Source organism: Oceanicaulis sp. (genome assembly GCF_965284345.1).
GTDB classification, from domain to species: domain Bacteria; phylum Pseudomonadota; class Alphaproteobacteria; order Caulobacterales; family Maricaulaceae; genus Oceanicaulis; species Oceanicaulis alexandrii_A.
Genome location: NZ_OZ260073.1, coordinates 2,319,286 through 2,341,636 on the forward strand (window position 1 = coordinate 2,319,286; position 22,351 = coordinate 2,341,636).

Below are 22,351 nucleotides of genomic sequence, written 5' to 3' on the forward strand. Positions count from 1 at the left end.
GCAAGCGGCGGTGGGCTTCCCAAAGAGTGAATTTAAGATGGGCATTGTACCGTCTCGAGCAGAGTCTCAGTGGAGCCCGTAATGACTGTCCTGATCCCCCTCGTTCTCGGCATGGCCGTGTTGCCTTCATCTCAGACACCGGACCTCATCCAGAGCTGGGTTGAGGAGACGGCGTTCAATGGCGTTATTCGAATCGAGACGGGCGAGGGCGAGGGACAGGCCTGGAGCTGGGGTTTGGCGGACCCTCAATCGGGGCGGCCGCTGACGCCGGACAGCCGGTTTCAAACCGGATCTGTTGAGAAATATTTCGCGTCCATCGCCGTCTTCGCCCTGATGGATGAGGGCGTATTGAGCCTGGATGCCCCCATCAGCAGTTATCTGCCTGACTACCGCGTCGATACAGGCGATCAGCTGACCTTGCGCACGCTCCTGAGTAATACGTCCGGATTGCCGAATGATCTGCGAAACGCCTTTAGTCGAATCGCCAATGGCGAACAGGATGTGGTGGATGCGCAAAGCGTCGCGGAGGCGGTGGCGGACTACGCCAGCGGGGATCTGGCGTTCGAACCGGGTGCGCACTTTGATTATGCGCTGTCAAACTGGCTGTTGGTCCAGCACCTTCTGGAAGAGGTCACAGGCTTGCCCTATCCGCAGGTGCGCCAGCGCTATGTCTTTGACCGGGCGGGCATGACCCAGTCTGGCGGCTATGTGCATGACCTCTCAGAAGCCGACCCTGCCGTCAGCAACATCGCCATCGGCTATGATCCATCCGATCCCGCCGGTCAGGGCGATTACTGGACGCCGCGATTCTTCAAGGGCAGCTACACAACCGCTCAAGACCTGATCGTTCTGGAACAGGCGCTGGAGGCGGGAGAGGTGTTGTCTGACGTAGCCCTCAGGGAGTTCCGCACAATACAGGTCCCGGATCAAAACTACGCCTATGGCGGTCGGTATCGCGAGGTCGAGCTTTGCGATGCGGTATGGACCGCGTCAGCCCAGTCCGGCTCAAACGGCGCCACCAACATCACAGCCCTCTACGTGCCGGGGCTGAAGGCGGGTGTGGCGATGCTGACCAATGTGGATGAAAGCCAGGGCGAGATGTTCGATATCTCCATCCAAGTACTGGCGGCCCAATCGATCTGCACCGATTAAGGGACGGTCGCTCCATGACGTGAAGACACAAAAAAGCCCGCGAGCGTCTCGCGGGCTTTTTTTAGATTGCTTTGTAGAACTGTTAGTTCAGCTGGTCCTTCAGGGCCGAGGTGTCGGCTTTCAGGAGAGCGTTGCGCTGGGTCTTGCTCAGCTTCTTGGACAGCAAGTGCTGGGCGGCCTCGATCGCCAGATCGGCGGCCAGGGCTTTGACTTCCTTGGCGGCCTGGGCCTCGGCCTGAGCAATGCGCTGTTCCGCCATGGCGGTGCGACGCTCGACGCGCTGGGCGATTTCGCTCTTGGCGTTCTCGCGCAGATATTCAGCTTCGGCCTTGGCCTGCTTGATGATCGCTTCAGCTTCAGCCGCAGCTTCAGTCTGCTTGCGCTCATAGGTGGCCATCAGCTCCTGCGCTTCTTCGCGCAGGCGGCGGGCTTCATCGAGTTCCTTGCGGATCAGATCCGCGCGGTCATCAAGCGCTTTGCCGATCATTTTCGGCGCGCCCACAAAGATGATCACGACGAAGAACAGGATCAGGCCGACAAACGCCCAGAAGCTGGTGTCAGACAGGAGGTAGTTCATGACTTACTCCTTCACCGCTGCAACGGCTTTGGCGGCGTCGTCTTCAGACACCTCAAGGCCGGCCAGATGCTCGACGGCGACCAGGGCGGCGCCGGCCGCAATGGAGCGCACTTCGCCAAGAGCCGCGTCGCGAGAGGCGCGAATGCGAGTCTCTGACTCGTCCAGCTTGGCGTCCAGCTCGGCGTCCGCCTTGCGGATGGCGTCGGCCACTTCGGCGTCGGCTGAAGCTTTCGCCTCGGCCGCTACCGAATGCGCCTTGGCGCGGGCGTCCGCCAGGGATTTTTCATAGACGCGAACGGTCTCGTCAGCCTGCGCTTTGAGTTGCGCGGCGGTGTCGAGATCGTCAGCGATGCGATCGCGGCGTTCTTCAATGGCCCCGCCGATACGGGGCAGGACAAAGCGGCTCAGCAGGACGTACAGAACGAAAAAGCTGATCGCCAGCCAGAACAGCTGCGATGCGAAATAGGTCGGGTCGAAGGGCGGGAACGCGGCTTCCGCTGCGGCTCCGGCGCCTTCGGCGTATTCAGATTGGGACTCCGGCGCCAGCACGGCGGCCTCCCTTGCGCAAAGGCTGAATTAGCCCGAGCTTACCGTAAGCTCGTAGCCTGTAAAACGCTCCAAGCCGGAATGACGCAACGACGGATCGTGCGCCTTCCGGCCGGAACGAGGACTGCTTGGTCGGTGGTCTTAGACCACGAACAGCAGCAGCAGCGCGATGAGCAGCGAGAAGATGCCCAGCGCTTCAGTCACGGCGAAGCCAAAGATCAGGTTACCGAACTGGCCTTGCGCGGCGGACGGGTTGCGCAGGGCGCCAGCCAGGAAGCTGGAGAAGATGTTGCCCACGCCCAGAGCGGCGCCCAGCATGCCGAAGGTGGCCAGGCCAGCGCCAATGTATTTCGCGGCTTCCGCTTCCATGTTGATACTCCTCGTAGGTGGTCGGTGCGGATGGATAGGTAAGGTCTTGTCGAACGCCCTAGTGACCAGGGTGCAATGCGTCCGAAAGGTAGATGCAGGTCAGAACGGCGAACACGTAGGCCTGGAGGAACGCCACCAGGAATTCCAACGCGGTCAACGCCACAACCATGATCAGCGGAGCGACAGCGCCAAGAATGCCCAGCGCACCCACAGATCCCAGCATGATGATAAAGCCGGCGAACACTTTCAGCAGAATGTGCCCCGCCAGCATGTTGGCGAACAGACGAACCCCCAAAGTCACCGGACGTGACAGGAACGAGATGATCTCGATCGGGGTCAGAAGAACATAAAGCGGCCACGGCACGCCGGACGGGAAGAACAGCGAGAAGAATTTCAGGCCGTGCTTGAAGACGCCATAACCGATCACGATCGCCATCACCACAAGCGCCAACGCGAAGGTGACGATGATGTGGGAGGTGAAGGTGAAGCCGTGGAACCCGGGAGCCGGGAAATACGGCAGCATGCCCAGCATGTTGCCCATCAAGATGAAGGCGAACAGCGTGAACACGAAGGGGAAGAATTTGAGGCCTGCGTCGCCCGCGGTGGAGCGGATCATGCCGGCGACGAATTCATAAAGAAGCTCAGCGACTGATTGAGACCGGCCCGGCACCAGCGCGCGCTTGGACATGGCCAGAGACAAAAGCCCGGCCACCATCACCACCGACACAACCATGAAATAGCTGGAGTTCGTGAATGAGAGATTCCAGCCGCCGATGGAAAAATCGGCGATCGAATGGATCTCGAACTGTTTGATCGGGTTCGTCGCGTCAGCCACACCCGGCCCCTTGTGCTACGGCGCGCGCGCCGCGTTTCTAACTTCAAACCCGTGCGCCGGATGCCTCAGGACGAGGCGTCGTCGCTCTGGTTCATGCTCTGCGCAGCGCGAACTACATTTAAAGTGCCCGCTGCGAAACCCAATAATACACCTGTCAGCAGGCCCCACGGGGTCCAGTTGAAGAACTGATCGGTCAAATAACCCAGACCAGCCCCCACGAGAACCCCTCCAGCGAACTCCGTTCCGTAGCGAACGCCCTGACCCCAGCCCGAGGCTTTGGTCTCAGCTTCCTTCACCCGACGCGCCTCAAGCTTGGCGTTCAAACGCCGCTCGAAGTCGTTGGGATCGGGTGCGTTCTGGTTCAGTTCGTCTCGATGAGCCATGATGACAGACGGCTACCAGGAGGTAGTCCCGGTAGGCGCGCGCACCCTATAAGCGGTCCCAGACCCTGTCAAGCAAGGTTGCGGACAAGTTAACGCGCTGATTTTTAAGGGGCTTCACTATTATTCCGCAGCCAGCATCTCTTCAGCCGAGCTCAGATTGACCGAGACGAGCTGCGAGACGCCCCTTTCACCCATGGTGACGCCGAACAGACGGTTCATCCGGCTCATGGTCACGGCGTTGTGCGTGATGACCAGAAAGCGCGTTTCGGTCATGGTCCGCATCTGTTCGAGCATGGCGCAATAGCGATCCACATTGGCGTCGTCGAGCGGCGCATCGACCTCGTCGAGCACGCAGACGGGCGCCGGGCTCACCAGGAAAACCGCGAAGATCAGCGCGGTGGCGGTCAGCGCCTGTTCGCCGCCGCTCATCAGGCTCATCGTCTCCATCTTCTTGCCCGGCGGGCAGGCGAAGATTTCGAGCCCCGCTTCCAGCGGATCATCGTTTTCAGTCAGGCGCAGCTCCGCCGCGCCGCCGCCGAACAGGGTTTCAAACAGGGTGCGGAAATGGCCGTCGACCACTTCAAAAGCGTCCAGAAGCCGCGCCCGGCCTTCCCGTGAGAGGGTATCCACAGCCTTTCTCAGGCGTGCGACCGCTTCCAGCAAATCGTCGCGCTCCTTGGACAGCCGGGTGCGTTCAGCATCAAGCTCGCGCGCTTCTTCATCGGCGCGCAGATTAACCGCCCCCAAGCGCTCGCGCGTCAGTCGGGCCTCGTCCAGGCGCCGCTCCAGCTCATCGGATGACAGCTCTGCAAACTCACTGCCCGCTGCGCGGCGCTCCAGAACTTTGGGCTCTTCACCTGTGGCGTCTTCAAGACGCTCAACGGTTTCGGTCAGCCGTTCTTCCGCCGCCGTCAGACGGGCGGCGGCTGCGGCGCGCGCTTCGCGGGCGGTGGCGCTGATCTTTTCCGCTTCACGCAGGGCTGCGTCGGCTTCGCGCTGCTGTGATTCGGCGTTCAGAACCGCTTCGCGCGCGGTTGCGGCTTTTGATTCGGCTTCGGTCAGCGCATCCAGAAGCGCGTCGCGCTGGCCTTCCAGCGTTTCAGGCTGGGTGGAGGCGGCTTCAAGCGCCGCTTCAGTGTCGGCGATCTGGGTTTTCAGCGCCTCGACCTGATCGGACGACCGGGTGTGGCGGCGGTCCCAGTCGGCGGCTTCGCGTTCCAGCGAGGCGATCCGGTGACGGCGCCCCTGGGCTTCGCGTTTCACCGATTCCAGCGCCGCGCGGGCGTCGGCGGCCTTGCCTCGGGCGCGATCAGCGCGCGCACGGGCGGCGGTCAGTGCATCCTGCCCGTCATCATCTTGCGCAATCTCGGCCTGGGCCTGCTCAGCTGCGAGGTGCAGCTTGCGGGCGGTTTCAAGCCGGCTCTGGGCCCGTCCGACTGATTCCATCAGACCGGCGCGCCGGGCCTCGGCGCGGGCCGCCTGGGCGCGGGCCGCAGACAGGGCCTGTTCGGCGTCCCGGCGCTGGTTTTCAGCCTGTTTGAGCACGCCTCGCGCCTGGCTCAAGGCGGCGTCAGCGTTCAGGCGGGCCTGCTGCGACTCCTCGGCGGCGGTCTGGGCGCGCTCAGCGCCTCGGCGCGCGGTTTCAAGCTGGGGCGTCAGTTCAGAGAGCCGGTTGCGGGTTTCCAGCCGCACAGCCGCCGCGGACGGCGCGCCAGCCTCGCTGGCGAAGCCGTCCCAGCGGCGCAGGGCGCCGTCCAGCGTCACCAGGCGTTGACCCGGCGAGAGCCGGACCGCCAACGCGTCCAGCGTTTCGGGGGCGACCACGCCCACCGCTTTGAGACGCGCCTGCAGCGCGGCGGGGGCCTCAACATGATCAAGCAAGCGCGACGCGCCCTCAGGCAGGGCGGGCGTGTCGATATCTGCGCCTTGCCAGCGGCGGGCGGCGCCGGCGCTCAGGCCCGCCTCCAGATCGTCGCCGAGTGCGGCGGCCAGCGCTTGCTCATACCCCGCCTGCGCGCGCACCTGATCGAGCGCCCGGTCTTCGGCGTCAGACGTGTCCAGAAGGCGCTCAAGCCCGGCGATTTCACGCTCCAGCGCGCGCGCATCGGCCTGGGCCAGCTGCACCTCTTCACGCGCGGTCTGGGCGCTTTCGCGCGCCGCATCCGCCTGCGATTCAAGCTCTGTGATCTGGCCGGCGAGCACTTCAGCGTTGCCGGCCGCGTCATCCACAGCGCCTTGAAGCCCGTCAAGGTCGGGGCCGACCACATCATCAAACCGGTCAAGCGTCGCTTTCGCGTTGTCCGCTTCCGCTTCCAGCGTGCGGACCTGTCGTTCGGCCTGATCCAGCTCCCGCTGAGCGCCGTCGCGTTTCGCCTTGATCTGGGCGACGGCGTTGGCGGCGGCGTCGAGCGCGTGTTCCGCTTTGGCGCGGTCTTTATCCGCATCATCCAGCACGGCTTCGGCGCGGCTTTGCCCGTCAGCGTCATGGGCCGCCTGATCTCGGGCCTGTTTGAGCTGGCCGTGCAGGCGTTCGCGGGCGGTGCGCGCTTCATCCAGCAGCTCGGTTTCGCGGCTTTGGGTCTGTTTCAGTTCCACAAGGCGCGCCTGATTGCGTTCGATGGCGGCGCGAGCGGCCTCGATATCGCGATCCAGCTGGTCTCGGGCGCGTTCGGTATGACGCAAGGCGGCTGCGGCTTCGGCCTCAGCCTCGCGCAGGGGCTGGACCGCGCTTTGCGCTTTTTCCGCTTCGACCATGGCGCCCGCAGATGCGCGCAGCGCCAGCTCCGCCTCGGCGTCGGTCTCCTTGAGCTTCGCCCGCGCGGTTTCGACCGCTTCGCCCGCCTCTTTCCATCGCCGCATCCAGAGCAGGGCTTCAAAATTGCGGATGGTCTGGGACAGGTCGCGATAGCGTCCCGCCTGCTTGGCCTGACGCTGCAGCGCGCTATGGCGGCTGTCGAGATCCTCGACGATTTCCAGCAGTCGATCGAGATTGGTTTCGGCGGCGTTGAGCTTGAGCTGGGCCTCGCGGCGGCGCGCGCGCAGCCCCGCAACGCCTGCGGCTTCTTCGAGCACGCGACGGCGGTTTTCCGGTTTGGCGTTGATCAGCTCGCTGATCTGGCCCTGACGCACCAGGGCGGGCGAATTGGCGCCCGTACCCGCGTCAGCGAACAGAAGCTGGACATCCTTGGCGCGGACATCCTCGTCATTGATCGTATAGCCCGAGCCCTTGCCGCGCGAGATGCGGCGGACGACTTCCAGCGTGTCATGCTCGTTGAAACGGGCGGGCGCGCGCCGGTCGGAATTATCCACGACCAGGGTGACTTCGGCGTGGTTGCGGGCAGGGCGGCTGTCGGTGCCGGAGAAGATCACGTCTTCCATGCCGCCGCCGCGCAGGGATTTGGCGGAGGTGGCGCCCATCACCCATCGCAGGGCTTCAAGCAGGTTGGATTTACCGCAGCCATTGGGACCGATAATGCCGGTCAGCCCGGCGTCGATCCGCAGCTCGGTCGGGTCAACAAACGATTTGAAGCCGGCCAGGCGCAGCTGGGTGAACTTCAACCTCAGACCTCCACTGGCGCTGAACGCCGGTTTTCCGGTCTGTCAGTCGCCGCCATCCCTGCCGAAACGTGTTTCGGCTCAAACCCTTCGCAGGCGATCTGAGGGGAGACCGCCTGCAAAAGGTCTGCGCGGGAAGGCTAGCCCTCCGCACGCGCTTTGAATAGGGCGATGATTCGGTCCCAAGTGTCTCGGTCAATCTGGGCGGGGATTTCGCCCTGATCGTCGGTCAGGATTTCGCCGTCGACGGCGTAGACTTGGCCATTGGCGCCGGACATCTGATCAAGATCCTGACCATTGATGATGAAATGGGGCGTGCCGCCCACGCCGTCGCGCACGGCCTGCATATTGGCCTCTTCCACCGCTTCCAGCACGTCCTGATTGGTCATGCAGGCGCGGAATTCCTCGTCGGAAAAGCCTGCAGTGCGGGCGATGGTCTGGAACTGGCCTTGGGCATTGCCTTGCTGCATGGCGCTGAACAGGGCGCGTTGCTGTTCAAACAACAAATCGATCACATCCAGATACTGATCTTCGGGGGCGCACCGGGCCAGCATGAAGCCGGCGCGCGCCAGATTGGGCTGACCGGTGATCATTTCGCGGAAGACAAAGCGCACATCGCCGCGCTCCACCCCGTCGTCAATGGCGGCCTTGCCCTGTTCATGAAATGCGCCGCAGCCGCCGCAAGAGGTGGAGGCGTATTCGATGATCGTGACCGGCGCATCGACCTGGCCCTCGGCGCGATCGCCGGCGCGTTCATAGGCGGAGCGTCCATCCGGGGCGTCGCCGCCCGAGCAGGCGGTCAGCATCATGGCGCTGACGGTGGCGGCGGCAAGGGTGAGGGCGCGGCGGGTGAAAGTCGTCACGGGTTCAACTCCAATCGGTGTGTCTGGCCGGGCCCACGGGCGCCGGGGTCTGCGTTTGCGGCAGGTTAGCGGTCTCAGCCGCCCTTATACAGGGCGATGATGCGTCTCATGGTGTCAGGCTGGTGATCGGCGGGAATTTCGCCCTCGGCATCGGTCAGCGGAGCGCCGTTGACCGTATAGACCCGCCCGTCTTCGCCGGGCTCCGCGAGCAACCGGTCGCCATTGACGATGAAATAGGGGGTGGAGCGTACGCCGTCTTCCACAGCGATGCGGTTTGACGTTTGCACCGCTGCGATCGCCTCTTCACTGGAGAAACACGCGGTGACATCGTCAGCGCTGAAGCCAAAGTCGGCGGCGATTTCTTCATAGCGGGTCTGAGCCGTTCCCTGCTGCAGGGCGGCGAAGATGGACCGCATATTGACGAACAGGGCGTCGATCACGTCGAAGTACTGCTCGTCCGGGGCGCAATGGGCCAGCGCAAAGCCCGCGATCGCGATATTGGGCTGGCCGGTGATCACTTCACGAAACACAAAGCGGACATCGCCCGCCTCGATCGCCTCGCTTACGGCGGGGAAGCCGGTTTCCTGAAAATGCGCGCAATGACTGCACGCCACCGAGCCGTACTCGATAAAGGTGACGGGGGCGTCGGCTGCGCCCATCACGCGGTCGGTGTCTCGCACCTGTCCGACCTGAGCTTCGGTGAGGGAGGTGGCGTTCTGGCCCAGAGCGCCACCGGAGAGCAACAGGGCGGCGGCGAGCGCAGTCAGGCTGCGGCGGGTGAATGAAAGCACAGGCGTCTCCAGTTCGCGTCAGTCGCTAGAGGATGTAGGCGGCAAGCGCACGCCTTCACGGCGTTCAATCTCTTTGCGCCAGTTTTCCAGCGTTTCATCAAGGGTCAGCGCCCGTTTTGACTCAGCTTTGACCTTCACAATGCGGTCAGCTCGGGCTTTGGGCTTTTTCGGTTCGGGATTGAGCGGACCCTGAATGATCTTGAGCTTTTGCGGCTTTTTTCCCGAATACGTCGCTACCCGCGCCAGGATTTGCGCCGATTGCGCCTCCACCAGCGCGGCCGCCGGACCGCGCGCGCGGATCACCAGGGCGCCGCCTTGATATTTCTCGGGCCGGGTGAACTGGGCCAGTTGCGGGCCGACGATCTCGCTCCATTGGGCGTCCAGCTCATGCCGGGTGGGGCCGGAAAACTGTTTCGCCAAGGGTTTGATCAGCGCATTGACGGCGCGCCCGGCGGTGGGCGGCGGCTTGATGGCCGCGCGACCGCGATGGGCTTTCATCCACTCCGCCGCTTCCGCTTCGTCGCGCGGATTGCCGTCACGACGGGCGATGAGATGCCGGTTAGGCGTTGACGTGCGGGGCGGTCGCTTCATGGTGCGCACCATCGCGCCCGCAGCCGCCGCTGGCAAGCATGAGAGAACACGCCGTGCCCGAGTTTGAAATCCCGGACCTGCCCGCAGCGCCCATGCGAGCCGCCTTGCTGGATTGGTATGACCGCGAAGGCCGCAGCCTGCCCTGGCGCATCCGGCCTGAAGACCGGGCGGCGGGCGCTGTCGCCGATCCTTATGCGATCTGGTTGTCGGAGATAATGCTGCAGCAAACCACCGTGCCTCACGCTACGCCCTATTGGGAGCGGTTCCTGGCGCGTTGGCCGCAAGTAAAGGATCTGGCGGCGGCCCCGCGCGAGGAGGTGCTGGCGGCCTGGGCGGGGCTTGGCTATTACGCTCGCGCCCGCAATCTTCACGCCTGCGCCCAGGTCGTGGCGTTTGAGTTGGGCGGCGCTTTCCCCTCCGACCTCAAGGCGCTGCTCGCGCTGCCGGGGGTGGGGGATTATACCGCCAACGCCATTCGCGCCGCCGCCTTTGATCAGCCCGCCAGCGTGGTGGACGGCAATGTGGAGCGCGTGCTCACGCGTCTCGTACGGATGCCGACGCCGCTGCCGAAAGCCAAACCGCAGATCAAGGCGATCGCGGCGAATCTGGCCTCGCCCGACCGTTCCGGCGATTACGCCCAGGCGATCATGGATCTCGGCGCGACACTGTGTGCGCCGAAATCACCGGAGTGCACGGCCTGTCCATGGTCGGACTGGTGCGCCGCGCGCGCCGAAGGCGATCAGACCCGCTATCCCCTCAAAGAGAAGAAAAAGCCCAAGCCCGTGCGTCGCGGCGCCTGTTTTCATGTGGTGCGACAGGGCGCGATCTGGCTGCGCCGTCGGCCGGAGACGGGGCTATTGGGCGCCATGATGGAAGTGCCGGGGACGGAGTGGAGCGACAACGCGCCGTCAGACGCGGAGCTTGAGACCGCGGCGCCCTTCAAGGCGGACTGGCGCGAAGCCGGACAGGTGCGCCATGTGTTCACGCATTTTGCGCTGGAGCTGGATGTGCTGTGCGCGACGGCGCCTGCAGACTGGACGCCGGACGAGGGCGTCTGGGCGCCGGTGCGTGATCTGAAAGAGGCGGGGCTGCCCAGCGTGATGATGAAGGCGGCGAAGCTGGGGCTTGAGGCGCGGTTGTTGTAGTCGGTATCTCTCAGAAGCTCTTTCCCGGCGCAGGCCGGGACCCAGAGATCATGAAGCGCTGCATTACCGGCTCTGGATCCCCGCCTTCGCGGGGAAAGAGAAGATAATCAACACATATGGACCATGGCGGTCTGTCATCAACTGGGTCCTGACGTTCGTCAGGCTAATGGATGCTATCGTCTCACACATGTCATCCCCCGCTTCATGCGGGGGATCCATTCCGGTTGATTTGATTACAGGTCACGGCATGGGTTCGCCGGATAAACCGGCGAATGACAGGTTGAGATGGGCGTGTTCAGCCCTGATGGCGAAGCCCTAAACCTGCAGTTCCGCGCGGATGCGGGCGCGCAGCACGTCGATCGGGGCGAGGGCGCCGCCCTGGCGCACATGCCAGAAGGTCCAGCCATTGCACGACGGCGCGCCTTGCACATGGGCGCCCATCTGGTGGATCGAGCCAGCCTGGCCGCCCGCGATCACCGTGCCGTCCGCGCGCACTTGCGCGGTGCGTCGGCCTTGGGAGCAGTAGAGTGTATCGCCAGGCTTCAGAAGGCCGGCCTCGACCAGGGAGCCAAACGCAATACGCGGCAGGGCGCGCTTGGACTGGGTGACCTGCAACAGGTCTTCGCTGGTGGGATTGATCGCGGCGATGCGCTTGCGCGCCACGTCGGCATAGGTCGGGTCCGCTTCAATGCCGATATAATGACGGCCGAGTTTCTTTGCGACCGCCCCCGTTGTGCCAGTGCCGAAAAACGGATCGAGCACCAGATCGCCGGGATTGGAGGTGGCCAGAAGCACCCGGTGCAGAAGGCTTTCAGGCTTCTGGGTCGGGTGGGCTTTCTTGCCCTCCTTGTTTTTCAGGCGTTCCCCGCCGGCGCAGATCGGCAAGGTCCAGTCCGAGCGCATCTGCACGCCGTCATTGAGCGCCTTCATGGCGGCGTAGTTGAAGGTCGGCTTGGCGTCCTTGGTCTTGGACGCCCAGATCAGGGTTTCATGGGCGTTGGTGAAACGCGTGCCCTTGAAGTTCGGCATCGGGTTGGATTTGCGCCAGATCACGTCATTGCGGATCCAGAAGCCCATATCCTGCAAGAAGGAGCCGACCCGAAAAATATTGTGATAGCTGCCGATGGTCCACATGGCGCCATTGGGTTTGAGGACCCGGCGGGCCTCTTCCAGCCAGGCGCAGGAGAATAGATCATAGGCGTCGAAATCGCCGATCTGGTCCCAGTCATTGTCGACCGCATCCACTTTGGAATTATCTGGCCGGTGCAGATCGCCGCCCAGCTGCAGATTGTAGGGCGGATCGGCGAAGATGAGATCCACGCTCTCGTCGGGGAGCGTTTTCATCACTTCGGCGCAATCGCCTTCCAGGATGGTATCGACAGGAATTTTGTTATTTGGAATGACTGACACCTCAATCGCCCTTCTGTTCGCAACAGCGCTGATTCCCTGAGGGGTGAATCGTTTCGGCTTACCCGATGGTTAAGGCCGATTCATTATGTGCTGCGCCAAACGCCGTGCGCCTGTCTGGCCGACTGTACCGGGGCATAGCTTAACCGATGGATGGGCGTGGGTCCCAGATTTTCGAGCGCGGCTTTATGGCTCGGACTGGGATAGCCCTTGTGTCCGGCCAAGCCAAAGCCGGGAAAGCGGTTTTCTGATTCGATCAGGATCTGGTCGCGCAGGGTTTTGGCAATGATCGAGGCCGCGCCGATGGCTGGCTCCAGCCCGTCGCCGCCCACAACCGCCCGCCCCGAAGATTTTAATCCGTCCGGCACGCGATTGCCGTCGATCAGGATCTCATCGGGCCGCACGCCGAGGCTGTCCACCGCGCGGACCATGGCCGCCAGGGTGGCGTGCAGCACGTTCAATCGGTCAATTTCGACCGGTTCAGCGATCCCCACCCCCACCCGCGCTTCAGCCCGGATAATCCGTGCCAAAGCGGTGCGGCGCTTCTCTGAGAGCTTTTTTGAATCGTCGAGCTGATCAAGCGCAGAGAAATCATCGGGCAGGATTACCGCTGCGCACACCACCGGCCCCGCCAGCGGGCCGCGCCCGGCTTCATCCACGCCGGCGATGAGGGGATGGGAATACGTCATATTGTGTCAGTCCATCAAAACAGGCTGAGCTGATCTTCGGTGTCGAGCGGGCGCTCGAACAGGTCGCAGCGCAGTTTCACCCGGTCTTTTTCAAGGCCGTAGCGGCGCACCCCGGCGCGGAAGCGTTTGGAGATCATGTCCGCGATCGGGCCTTCGCCGCGCCCGCGGATATGAAAATCAGAGCTGTAATCGGCGCCGCCACGCGTATCGCGCACCATGTTGATCACCTTGTCGGCGGCGTCGGGTTTGACTTTCTTGAGCCAGTCATAAAACAGATCGCGCACCTCCAGCGGCAGGCGCAACAGCACATAGCCTGCGGTCTGCGCGCCGGCGTTGGCCGACGCTTTTAACAGCGCTTCGATCTCATGATCTGTGAGGCCGGGAATGACGGGGGCGGTCATCACAGTCATCGGCACCCCGGCCTTTGACAGCGCCTCCATCGCTTCGAGGCGCCGTTTCGGGGTGGCGGCCCTGGGCTCCATGGCGCGGGCGAGCTTGTGATCGAGGGTGGTGAGAGAGATCGCGGCTTTGACCAGCCCCAGTTCCGCCAGCTCGGACAGGATGTCGAGATCGCGGGTGATGGCGGCGGATTTGGTGATCAGGCTGACCGGATGCTTGAAGCGCAGGCAAACCTCAAGAATCGAGCGCGTCAGCCGCAATTGCCGCTCGATCGGCTGGTAAGCGTCGGTGTTCGCGCCGATCACAATGGGTTCAACCTGGTAGCCGGGCTTGCGAAATTGCTGGTCTAACAGGCGCGCGGCGCCCGCCTTGAAAAACAGGACGCTTTCAAAGTCGACGCCCGCAGAATACCCCCAATAGGCGTGGCTGGGCCGCGCATAGCAATAGATGCAGCCATGTTCGCACCCTCTGTACGGATTGATCGACCGGTTGAACGAGATGTCGGGGCTGTCATTGGTGGAGATAATGGTGCGGCTTGCATCCTTGATCAGCGTGGTGCGGATCTGCTTGGGCGCGGGGTCGGTCTCGCTCCAGCCATCGTCAAAGGGTTCGCGGGTGTCGCGCTCGAACCGCCCCGCCGCATTGGAGGTGGCGGCGCGTCCGCGCGGTTGCAGCGGCTCGGGAAGGGGGCTCATGCCCCGTGCGGGAACAAAGCGTGCGGTCATGGACTGACGGTGACTCACCAAGCGGAACATAGCAAGAACATTTTCATATTGACTCACACCGCCCGCCGGAGTTTCTCACCCTCATGAGTCAGATCATCACAATTCTCCCCACCTTGAACGCCGCCGCCCATCTTGAGCGCACCTTGCAGAGCCTGACTGAGGCCGAGCGCACGGGACTGTCGGCGGGCTGGATTCTGGCTGATGGCGGATCAACGGATGGCGCCGTGCAGATCGCCCGCCGTGCCGGATGCCAGGTCGTCACAGGCGCCAAGGGGCGCGGCGCCCAGCTGGCGCAAGGTGCAGCGTTCGCGCGGCGTCAGATCGGAGCGTCAGACTGGCTCTTGTTCCTGCATGCCGACACCCGCCTGTCGCCGGGCTGGTCTAACGAGGTCGAGGCGTTCATGGCGGCCAATGCGCATCGCGACCGGGCGGCGTATTTTCGCTTTACGCTCGATGACATGTCTCATCGCGCCCGACGGCTGGAACGCGCGGTCGCCTGGCGGTGCCGGACGTTCGGCCTGCCTTATGGCGATCAGGGTTTGCTTATCCGTGCTGATTTTTATGATCGCCTCGGCGGATACAAGCCCTGGCCCCTGTTTGAGGACGTGGATCTGGTGCGGCGCATCGGGAAACATCGGCTCTGGCCCCTCACGGCGCGGGCGGAGACCAGCGCCGAGAAATTCCTCACCGAAGGCTATCGCCGCCGCTCCATGAAAAATCTCGTTCTGCTGGCGCGCTATTTTCTGGGCGCCAAGCCCTCTGACCTTGCGAAAGCCTATCGATGACGCCGCGCCCTGTTCTGGTGGTTTTCGTCAAGGCGCCGGTGATCGGCGGCGCCAAGACCCGCCTCGCCAAGGGCATTGGCAAGGTTGAGGCCTGGCGTCGGCATCGCGCGATGAGCGCGGCTGTGCTGCGCCGTCTGCAGGACCCGCGTTGGGAAACCGTCATCACGCTCAGCCCGGACCGGGCGCTCCATCGCCGCTTTCCCAATGTCTGGCCGGATCATCTGCCGCGCGCTGTGCAGGGCGGCGGCGATCTGGGTGCGCGTCAGGCGCGCGTCTTCGCCCGCCGGGCGCCGGTCTGCGTGATCGGGTCGGATGCGCCGCAAATTACTCGCGCAGACATCGCCGCCGCTTTTGCGGGTCTGAAACGTCATGATGTGGTGATCGGCCCGGCGGAAGATGGCGGCTATTGGCTGCTGGCGCTCAACGGCCCGGCGCCGGATGGTTTGTTTGACGGCATGCGCTGGTCCCATGAAGAGACGCGCAGCGATCTGGTGCGGCAGCTTCAGCTCCATGGGCTGGAGCGGGTGAAGAGGCTGCGCGCCTTGCGCGATGTGGACGAGGCGTCGGATTTACAGAAAGCCTAAGACTGGCGGTCAGGCGAAGTCATTTTTTGGGCGCATAATAATGCGCCTCCCACATTGACGAAACAGGAGCGGGCGCATTATTATGCGCCTGAAGCTGGGATGGATCTGGAGCGGGACAGCCGAAAGCTCATCAAACTTCTGGAACAAGACGGTTTTGAGCGAGTCGGCGCCAAGGGATCGCATGCCAAGTATCGCAAAGGCGACCGCACCGTGATTATTCCGCACCCGAAAAAAGATCTTCCGCTTGGAACTGTTCGCTCGATCTACCGACAGGCCGGGTGGCTATAGGAGGCTGTGATGCGTTACTTCATTGGCGTCGTGCATAAAGACCCTGATAGCGCATATGGAATCGAGTTTCCCGATGCGCCGGGCTGTTTCTCTGCTGCGGACACACTTGACGACTTGCCGGGCAATGCCAGCGAAGCGCTGGCTTTGTGGTTCGAGGACGCTCCCATGGTCGAACCGCGCGATCTGGATGCCGTGCGGCAAGACCCAGACGTAGTTCAAGCCATGGCGTCTGGAGCGTTCTTGCTGGCGGTGCCGCTGATTGCGATGACGGGGCGCACGGTGAAGGCGAATGTGACCCTGGATGCAGGGCTTTTGAAAGCCATTGACGCGGTCGCTAAGAGACGCCGTGTGACCCGGTCGGCTCTTATCGCGGACGCCTTGCGGCGTGAGCTGGTTTAGCGCGATCTAAAGCGACGCAAGCTTCGCTTTCAGGCTCAGCAGATCCTGCCAGCTTTTGGCTTTCTCCTGCGGGCGGCGCAGCAGGAAGGCGGGGTGATACATGGGCAGGGCCGGTATCACCGTGCCATCGCTGAGCGTGTAATCATGCCAGCGTCCGCGCAGCGTCATGATGCCGTCTTTGGACCGCAACAGGCTTTGCGCGGCGATGCCGCCTGCGAAGACCAGGGCTTTGGGCTTCACCAGTTCGATATGGCGCTCGGCGAAGGGGCGGCAGACCTCGATCTCGGCGTCTGTGGGTTTGCGATTGCCCGGCGGTCGCCAGTACACCACATTGGTGATGCAGGCGTGGGTTTCATCAAGGTCGATGGCCTTGAACATCTTGTCGAGCAAATGCCCGGCTGGCCCCGTGAAGGGAACGCCGTCGCGATCTTCTTCCCGCCCCGGCGCTTCGCCGATCACCATGACGTCGCCTTGGGGATTGCCCCGGGCGAACACCAGCTGGGTGGCGGTGGCTTTCAAAGGGCAGCCGTCAAAAGCGTCGAGCGCTTGTTTGAGCTCGTCCACGGACTGAGCCGCCTGCGCCAGGGCGCGGCCGTCCTGGGTCGGCGCGGCGCCGAAGCCAGCCTGACGCGCCTGGGCGCCGGTGGCGCGCGCTTCGGGAGCGGCGGCGGAGGGGGCGACGGGGGCTGCGGAAGCGGTTTTGGGGGCGGGCAGAGGCGGTAAAGCCTCGACGCCCGATTGCTCCCACCATCCGATCAGGCTCTTCAGAGCACGGATGTCTTCGGGGGAGAGGGGCGCGGTCATTGAACGTGATTTTCCGATATGGACTGTGTGAGGCTTCACCCTAGCTCATAACGCAAGCCTGGGTTAATACGAAAGAGAATGCGGCGCCAGCGAATGAGCGTTGCAGGGGCTGAGACTTGAGGAGACGACATGGCCGACGGGTCGATTGAGCGCGAATCCATGGAATACGATGTGGTCATCGCAGGGGCTGGCCCAGCCGGTCTTGCGGCGGCGATTCGTTTGAAACAACGCTGCGAAGAAACCGGACAGGATCTGTCCATCGCCGTCCTTGAAAAAGGATCGGAAGTCGGCGCACACATCCTCTCAGGCGTTGTGTTTGACCCCAAGGCGCTTGATGAGTTGCTGCCGGACTGGCGCGACGACCCAAGCCAACCCTTCGACACGGAAGTCACCGAAGACATCTTCATGGCGCTGGGCGAAGCGGGATCGGCGACGATTCCGGGCTTCGGCATGCCGCCTTTCATGCACAATCATGGCTGTTATGTCGGCTCGTTGGCGAATATGTGCCGCTGGCTGGCTGAAAAAGCCGAAGCCATGGGCGTCGAAGTCTATCCCGGCTTCCCCGCCGACCAGTTCATCGAGGAAGACGGCGTCGTCAAAGGCGTGATCACCGGTGATATGGGCGTGGCGCGCGATGGCGGTCACAAGGACATGTATCAGCCCGGCATGGAGCTGCGCGGCAAGTACACCTTGATCGGCGAAGGTGCGCGCGGCTCGCTGTCCAAGCAGCTGATCGACAAATACGGTCTCAGCGAAGGTCGCGACCCGCAGAAATTCGGCATCGGCATGAAAGAGCTCTGGCGCGTCAAGCCGGAGAATTTCAAGAAGGGCCGGGTGCAGCACACCATGGGCTGGCCGCTGGACAATTCCACGGGCGGCGGCTCCTTCCTCTATCATTTCGGCGACAATCTGGTGTCGGTCGGCTTTGTGGTTCACCTCAACTACAAGAACCCGCATCTGTTCCCGTTTGGCGAATTCCAGCGCTTCAAGACCCATCCCGACATCGCGCCGATCTTTGAAGGCGCCGAGCGTCTGTCTTATGGCGCGCGGGCCATCACTGAAGGCGGCTATCAGTCCGTGCCCAAGCTGACCTTCCCGGGCGGCGCGCTGATCGGCTGTTCAGCCGGTTTTGTGAACGTGCCGCGCATCAAGGGCAGCCATAACGCCATGAAGACCGGCATGATGGCCGCCGAAGCCGCGTTTGATGCGTTGGCTGAAGGCCGTCAGGGCGATGAGCTGAGCGCCTATGCCGAGGCGTATGACGCGTCCTGGGTGAAGAAAGAACTCAAGACCGTCCGCAACGCCAAACCGCTCTGGACGAAGTTCGGCACGGTTCTGGGCGTGGCGCTGGGCGGCCTGGACATGTGGACCAATTATCTGTTCGGTTTCTCGATCTTCGGCACGCTCAGTCATGGCGGCACCGACGCGGAAGCGACAAAGCCCGCCGACAAGTGCAAGCAGATCGACTATCCCAAGCCTGATGGCGTTCTGACCTTTGACCGTCTGTCCTCGGTGTTCATCTCAAACACTAACCATGAGGAAGACCAGCCGATCCACCTCAAGCTCAAGGATCCGGCGCTGCAAAAGTCGTCCGAGTATGATGTTTATGGCGGCCCGTCCGCGCGGTATTGCCCGGCGGCGGTCTATGAATGGGTCACGCCGGACGAAGGCGGAGAGCCGAAATTCGTGATCAATGCGCAGAACTGCGTCCACTGCAAAACCTGCGACATCAAGGATCCCAACCAGAACATCAATTGGACCACGCCTGAAGGCGGCGGCGGTCCCAATTATCCGAATATGTAAGGGCGGGGCGAGGATGCGCCCCATCACCGGCTTTCGCGCCGCGCTGACCTCATTCCTGGCCCTCGGCCTGGGATTGAGCGTGAGCGCGTGCGCCAGCCTGCCCGATGCCGGCTTTGGTCAGGAAGAGCGCTCGGTTTACGGCTCTTATCTGGCGGCGCGTTATGCGGGGGCGGCTCGCGATCTTGAATCGTCCTCGGAGCTGTACGCCCAGGCGCTGAACAAGGCGCCGGACTCCTCCCTGATCTCGCAGCGTGCCTTTTTCGCCGCTTTGGTGGCGGGAGATTTCGAGCGCGCCGATCAAGTGGCTGAACAGGCCGCCAATGACCCCGAGACCGCTCAGATCGCCGACCTCTACTGGCGCGCGCTGACCTTGGGGCGCGGCCGCGAAGCGGTTGAGCCGGAGACCAATGTCGTCGGCGTGTTTTCAAACCTCGTCACGACGATTTTGCAAGACTGGGACGCTATCGCGCGAGGCGAGGAAGTGTCTTGGGCGCGCAGTGAGATGCGTTTGAACGCGTCGCAAATGCCCTCTGCCGAGCACTGGCTGCACCGCGCTCTGGTTCTGGAGCATCTGGGCCAGGCGTATGCGGCGGACGCCGCCTATCAGAACGCCCGCGCTGGCATGCCCGGTCTGATCTCATTCAATACTTTGATGTATGGCGCGTTTCTGGAGCGGCAGGGGCGTTCGGCTGAGGCGCGCGCGCTGTATGAAAGCGCCATGGAGATCCGGTCTGTCGAGCGCCCTGATGTTGAAGCGGCGCTGGCGCGTGTGGATCGCGGCGGCCGTCCGCCCCGTTTGCTGCGCCCGCGTGAAGCGGCCGCACGGGCGCTTTTCCCGCCCGCCTCAATCGTCAGCAATCGGGCGGGCGGCGAATTTACCGTGATGTTCCTACGCGTGATTCAGCGTCTGGATCCCGAGTTTCACTATAACACCCTGACCATCGCGCAAATGCTCGACAGCCTCGACTTGCAAGAGGCGGCGCTGGCTGAATACGCCAAAATCGAAGACGGCCCGTTGTCTGAAGGCGTTCAGATGAACCGCATCTGGCTGCAATTCCGGATGCAGGAGGACGAGAGCCTGGTGGATGAGGCGCGCGCGCTCGTCGAGCAGAACCCGACAATCCCGCACCAGCTCTTGCTGGCGGACATGCTCCGGGTGACGGATCGCTGCAGCGACGCCATACCCATCTACGCCAATGTGATTGAGCAGGCGCGCGAAGACCGCGGCGAAGCGGATTGGCGGTATCTGTTCTATCAGGCGGCCTGCACCGAAATCGTCGAGGGATGGGATGTGGCAGAACCTTTGTTCGAGCACACTCTGGAACGCGCGCCGGACGAACCGCTGGTGCTCAACCATTTGGGCTATAATCTGATCGTGAAGGGCGAGCAGCTCGAGCGGGGACTGAACATGGTCCAGCGGGCCGTATCGCTGGATCCGTCCAACGGCGCGATTGTGGATTCGCTGGGCTGGGGGCATTACAAGCTCGGCAATCTCACCGATGCGATCTACTGGCTGGAACGTGCGGTGACCCTCAGCCCTGACAGCGCCACCAATAACTGGCATTTGGGCGACGCCTACGCCGCCGCCGGGCGTCAGCTGGAGGCGGAGTTCCAATGGCGCCGCGCGCTGGAGCTGGACCTGGATGACGATGAGCGCGTTCTGATCGAGCGACGGCTGGAGCTGGGACTGGACGCCGGGCCGCCCGATCTGCCATGAGAGCGGCGTCATGACAGACGCAGCTACAGATTTCGCCCCCGCCAAAGTCAATCTCAGCCTGCGCGTCGGCCCGCCGCGCGCTGACGGCTACCATCCGCTCGACTCCCTTGTGGTGTTCGCGGACTGGGGCGATACGCTGAGCGCATATCCTGCAGACACCCTGACGCTTTCCCTGACCGGGCCGGGGGCGGAGGGGCTGCAGTCTGATCCGCAAAACCTGGTGCTGAAAGCCGCTTACGCCTTGCGCGCGGCTGCGGACCAGCCTGAGCTGGGCGCGCATCTGACGCTGGACAAGCATTTACCGGTTGCGGCGGGGCTTGGCGGCGGATCATCGGACGCGGCGGCGGCGCTCCGGGTCTTGAACCGGGTCTGGGATCTGGGGTTTTCCATCAAACAGCTCGCCGAGATCGGCACGGTGGTTGGCGCGGACGTGCCCGCCTGCGTGCATGCTCGTCCCTTGCGGATGCAGGGGGTCGGCGAACGCGTGACGCCGCTGATCGCCTGGCCGGCGCTTCATGGCGTGATCGTGCATCCCGGCGCGCCGGTCCCGACCGGCCCGGTGTTCAAAGCTTATGACGCAACATCGCCGCAGCCCCTGTCAGCCGGGGCGCCCATGCTGGCGGGCGATCTGGAGGCGGCGCTCAACCGTCTGGCGCTGGACGGCAATGACCTTCAAGCGCCCGCGATTGCGCACTGTCCGGTGATCGAGAGCGCGCTGGCTGCGCTGAAACGCCAGCCTGGCGCGCGTCTTGTGCGCATGTCCGGCTCCGGCGCGAGCTGTTTTGCGTTCTTTGAAACGCCGGAGTCAGCAGACAGGGCCGCCCGTTTGATCGCAAGCGATCATCCGGGCTGGACCAGTCGCGCCGTCGTGTTTGGAGGCGCAGCGTGAGCGGCGCTCTGATCGCCATGGCGCTGAGCGCCGCTTTGATCAGCTTCATCGTGTCTGTGCTGGTCTTAAAGGGCGGCGTGCTCGATCTGCCGAACGCCCGCTCCAGTCATAAAACCCCGACGCCGCGTGGCGGGGGGGTGGGCGTTCTGGCGGGCGTGGGCGCCGGAGCGCTGGTCGCCAGCGCTTTTCCCCTGGGCGCATCGGCGCTGGGGGGCGTTCTGATCGTGACGGCGCTGTTCGGTCTTCTGGGGTTTCTCGATGATTTGTTTGTCCTCGATGAACGGCTCAAGCTCGTCTCCTTCATCGTCTTCTGTGCCGCAATGGTTTCCGCGGCCGGACCTGTCACCCGTATTGGCCTGACCTATGAGCTGGGTTTTGCGCTGCCGACGCTCATTGGCTGGATCGGCTCGGCGTTATTTGTATTCGTGGTCGTGAACGCTGCGAACTTCATGGATGGCTCGGACGGCATCCTTGCTGCGGTGATGATCCCCGCCGGGATCGCCTTGGGCGTCGCCGGGCTGGCTGCAGGCGTGATGACCAGCGTCATCGCAGGCGTGGTGCTGGCGGCGAGCCTTGTTGGCTTCGTGATGCTGAACTGGCCGCCGGCGAAACTGTTCGCGGGCGATGTGGGCGCGCTGGGGGCCGGGGCGCTTTATGCGGGCGGGGCGCTGGCGCTGGTCAATCACGGTTTTTCCGGCACGCTCTGGCTCGCGCCTTTGTTCGTGCTGGTGTTCCTGGCGGATGTATTGCTGACGCTGCTCCGCCGGGCGCGGCATGGCCGGTTTTCGCTCTCAGCCCACCGTGAGCACGCTTATCAGCGCCTGATCGATAGCGGCTGGAGCCATCAGGCGATCGCGCTTGTTTATGGCGGCTTGACCGCGTTGATCGGGCTCACAGGCCTGATCGCCGCCCAGATGACGGATGGCGCCGTGCCGATGGTGTTCGCGCTCTGGGTGGTGATCCTGACCGCGCTTCACGTGTCGGTGGGGCGGGCTGTGGGGCGGTAGATCGCTCACCGCTTCGTCATCCCGGACGCGAAGCGATCCGGGATCTAC

At 63.4% G+C, this 22,351-nt stretch carries 23 protein-coding genes; 10 read left to right on the plus strand and 13 right to left on the minus strand.

From position 1 onward, the window contains the following. Positions 1 to 81 precede the first annotated feature (81 nt). Positions 82 to 1,152 carry a serine hydrolase domain-containing protein gene (locus tag ACQ66J_RS11190; protein WP_430431696.1) on the plus strand — a complete coding sequence of 357 codons (1,071 nt, stop codon included), beginning with the start codon at positions 82 to 84 and terminating at the stop codon, positions 1,150 to 1,152. Between the two features lie 82 nt (positions 1,153 to 1,234). Here the strand turns inward: ACQ66J_RS11190 and ACQ66J_RS11195 are convergent, their stop codons facing one another. The 9 genes from ACQ66J_RS11195 to ACQ66J_RS11235 form a co-directional block, all read right to left on the minus strand. Further along, positions 1,235 to 1,729 carry a F0F1 ATP synthase subunit B gene (locus ACQ66J_RS11195; protein WP_375549686.1) on the minus strand — a complete coding sequence of 165 codons (495 nt, stop codon included), beginning with the start codon at positions 1,727 to 1,729 and terminating at the stop codon, positions 1,235 to 1,237. A gap of 3 nt (positions 1,730 to 1,732) precedes the next feature. Beyond that, a complete protein-coding gene (locus tag ACQ66J_RS11200) occupies positions 1,733 to 2,278 on the minus strand; it encodes a F0F1 ATP synthase subunit B' (RefSeq protein WP_375549685.1) in 546 nt (181 codons plus the stop codon). A gap of 138 nt (positions 2,279 to 2,416) precedes the next feature. Next, positions 2,417 to 2,644, minus strand: coding sequence for a F0F1 ATP synthase subunit C (locus ACQ66J_RS11205; protein ID WP_009803216.1), 228 nt, complete (start codon positions 2,642 to 2,644; stop codon positions 2,417 to 2,419). Positions 2,645 to 2,702: 58 nt separating this feature from the next. Then, complete coding sequence (locus tag ACQ66J_RS11210) at positions 2,703 to 3,479, minus strand: F0F1 ATP synthase subunit A (protein WP_375549684.1); 777 nt, start codon at positions 3,477 to 3,479, stop codon at positions 2,703 to 2,705. 65 nt (positions 3,480 to 3,544) lie between these two features. Next, the gene (locus tag ACQ66J_RS11215; RefSeq protein ID WP_022701678.1) at positions 3,545 to 3,862 is read right to left on the minus strand and encodes an AtpZ/AtpI family protein; all 318 of its coding nucleotides are present in this window, start codon (positions 3,860 to 3,862) and stop codon (positions 3,545 to 3,547) included. A gap of 120 nt (positions 3,863 to 3,982) precedes the next feature. Further along, entirely contained in the window at positions 3,983 to 7,420 is a 3,438-nt protein-coding gene (gene smc, locus ACQ66J_RS11220) for a chromosome segregation protein SMC (RefSeq protein ID WP_430431697.1), read from the minus strand. A 137-nt stretch (positions 7,421 to 7,557) separates the two neighbouring features. Continuing rightward, positions 7,558 to 8,280, minus strand: coding sequence for a DsbA family protein (locus ACQ66J_RS11225; protein ID WP_430431698.1), 723 nt, complete (start codon positions 8,278 to 8,280; stop codon positions 7,558 to 7,560). A gap of 74 nt (positions 8,281 to 8,354) precedes the next feature. Beyond that, positions 8,355 to 9,071, minus strand: a complete 717-nt coding sequence (locus tag ACQ66J_RS11230; RefSeq protein ID WP_430431699.1) for a thioredoxin domain-containing protein — start codon at positions 9,069 to 9,071, stop codon at positions 8,355 to 8,357. An 18-nt stretch (positions 9,072 to 9,089) separates the two neighbouring features. Then, positions 9,090 to 9,662, minus strand: a complete 573-nt coding sequence (locus tag ACQ66J_RS11235; protein ID WP_375549680.1) for a DciA family protein — start codon at positions 9,660 to 9,662, stop codon at positions 9,090 to 9,092. A 38-nt stretch (positions 9,663 to 9,700) separates the two neighbouring features. Here ACQ66J_RS11235 and mutY point away from each other — a divergent pair, with 38 nt between their 5' ends. After that, entirely contained in the window at positions 9,701 to 10,807 is a 1,107-nt protein-coding gene (gene mutY, locus ACQ66J_RS11240; RefSeq protein ID WP_430431700.1) for an A/G-specific adenine glycosylase, read from the plus strand. Between the two features lie 315 nt (positions 10,808 to 11,122). On the opposite strand, the gene ACQ66J_RS11245 is transcribed toward mutY, so the two are convergent. The 3 genes from ACQ66J_RS11245 to ACQ66J_RS11255 all read right to left on the minus strand — a co-directional run bounded on the left by ACQ66J_RS11245 (position 11,123) and on the right by ACQ66J_RS11255 (position 13,997). Then, on the minus strand, positions 11,123 to 12,151 hold the full coding sequence (locus ACQ66J_RS11245; protein ID WP_375549679.1) for a site-specific DNA-methyltransferase: 1,029 nt from the start codon (positions 12,149 to 12,151) through the stop codon (positions 11,123 to 11,125). A 149-nt stretch (positions 12,152 to 12,300) separates the two neighbouring features. After that, a complete protein-coding gene (locus ACQ66J_RS11250) occupies positions 12,301 to 12,903 on the minus strand; it encodes a ribonuclease HII (RefSeq protein WP_430431701.1) in 603 nt (200 codons plus the stop codon). Positions 12,904 to 12,917: 14 nt separating this feature from the next. Beyond that, complete coding sequence (locus tag ACQ66J_RS11255; RefSeq protein ID WP_430431702.1) at positions 12,918 to 13,997, minus strand: PA0069 family radical SAM protein; 1,080 nt, start codon at positions 13,995 to 13,997, stop codon at positions 12,918 to 12,920. Positions 13,998 to 14,110: 113 nt separating this feature from the next. Here ACQ66J_RS11255 and ACQ66J_RS11260 point away from each other — a divergent pair, with 113 nt between their 5' ends. The 4 genes from ACQ66J_RS11260 (at position 14,111) to ACQ66J_RS11275 (ending at position 16,083) form a co-directional block, all read left to right on the plus strand. Next, positions 14,111 to 14,812, plus strand: coding sequence for a TIGR04283 family arsenosugar biosynthesis glycosyltransferase (locus tag ACQ66J_RS11260; protein WP_430431703.1), 702 nt, complete (start codon positions 14,111 to 14,113; stop codon positions 14,810 to 14,812). After that, on the plus strand, positions 14,809 to 15,396 hold the full coding sequence (locus ACQ66J_RS11265; protein ID WP_430431704.1) for a TIGR04282 family arsenosugar biosynthesis glycosyltransferase: 588 nt from the start codon (positions 14,809 to 14,811) through the stop codon (positions 15,394 to 15,396). The genes ACQ66J_RS11260 and ACQ66J_RS11265 overlap by 4 nt, the downstream gene beginning before the upstream one ends. 99 nt (positions 15,397 to 15,495) lie before the next feature. After that, complete coding sequence (locus ACQ66J_RS11270) at positions 15,496 to 15,684, plus strand: type II toxin-antitoxin system HicA family toxin (RefSeq protein ID WP_375550159.1); 189 nt, start codon at positions 15,496 to 15,498, stop codon at positions 15,682 to 15,684. Positions 15,685 to 15,693: 9 nt separating this feature from the next. Next, a complete protein-coding gene (locus ACQ66J_RS11275; RefSeq protein WP_430431705.1) occupies positions 15,694 to 16,083 on the plus strand; it encodes a type II toxin-antitoxin system HicB family antitoxin in 390 nt (129 codons plus the stop codon). Between the two features lie 6 nt (positions 16,084 to 16,089). Here ACQ66J_RS11275 and ACQ66J_RS11280 read toward each other — a convergent pair whose 3' ends face one another. Further along, a complete protein-coding gene (locus tag ACQ66J_RS11280; RefSeq protein ID WP_375549673.1) occupies positions 16,090 to 16,887 on the minus strand; it encodes a uracil-DNA glycosylase in 798 nt (265 codons plus the stop codon). Positions 16,888 to 17,016: 129 nt separating this feature from the next. Between ACQ66J_RS11280 and ACQ66J_RS11285 the strand changes: the two genes are divergently transcribed. The 4 genes from ACQ66J_RS11285 to ACQ66J_RS11300 are packed head-to-tail and all read left to right on the plus strand — an operon-like array spanning position 17,017 to position 22,303. Beyond that, a complete protein-coding gene (locus ACQ66J_RS11285; protein WP_375549672.1) occupies positions 17,017 to 18,690 on the plus strand; it encodes an electron transfer flavoprotein-ubiquinone oxidoreductase in 1,674 nt (557 codons plus the stop codon). A 13-nt stretch (positions 18,691 to 18,703) separates the two neighbouring features. Then, the gene (locus tag ACQ66J_RS11290; protein WP_430431706.1) at positions 18,704 to 20,407 is read left to right on the plus strand and encodes a tetratricopeptide repeat protein; all 1,704 of its coding nucleotides are present in this window, start codon (positions 18,704 to 18,706) and stop codon (positions 20,405 to 20,407) included. 10 nt (positions 20,408 to 20,417) lie between these two features. Further along, on the plus strand, positions 20,418 to 21,296 hold the full coding sequence (locus tag ACQ66J_RS11295; RefSeq protein ID WP_430431707.1) for a 4-(cytidine 5'-diphospho)-2-C-methyl-D-erythritol kinase: 879 nt from the start codon (positions 20,418 to 20,420) through the stop codon (positions 21,294 to 21,296). Next, positions 21,293 to 22,303, plus strand: coding sequence for a hypothetical protein (locus tag ACQ66J_RS11300; protein ID WP_430431708.1), 1,011 nt, complete (start codon positions 21,293 to 21,295; stop codon positions 22,301 to 22,303). The genes ACQ66J_RS11295 and ACQ66J_RS11300 overlap by 4 nt, the downstream gene beginning before the upstream one ends. Positions 22,304 to 22,351: the final 48 nt, after the last annotated feature.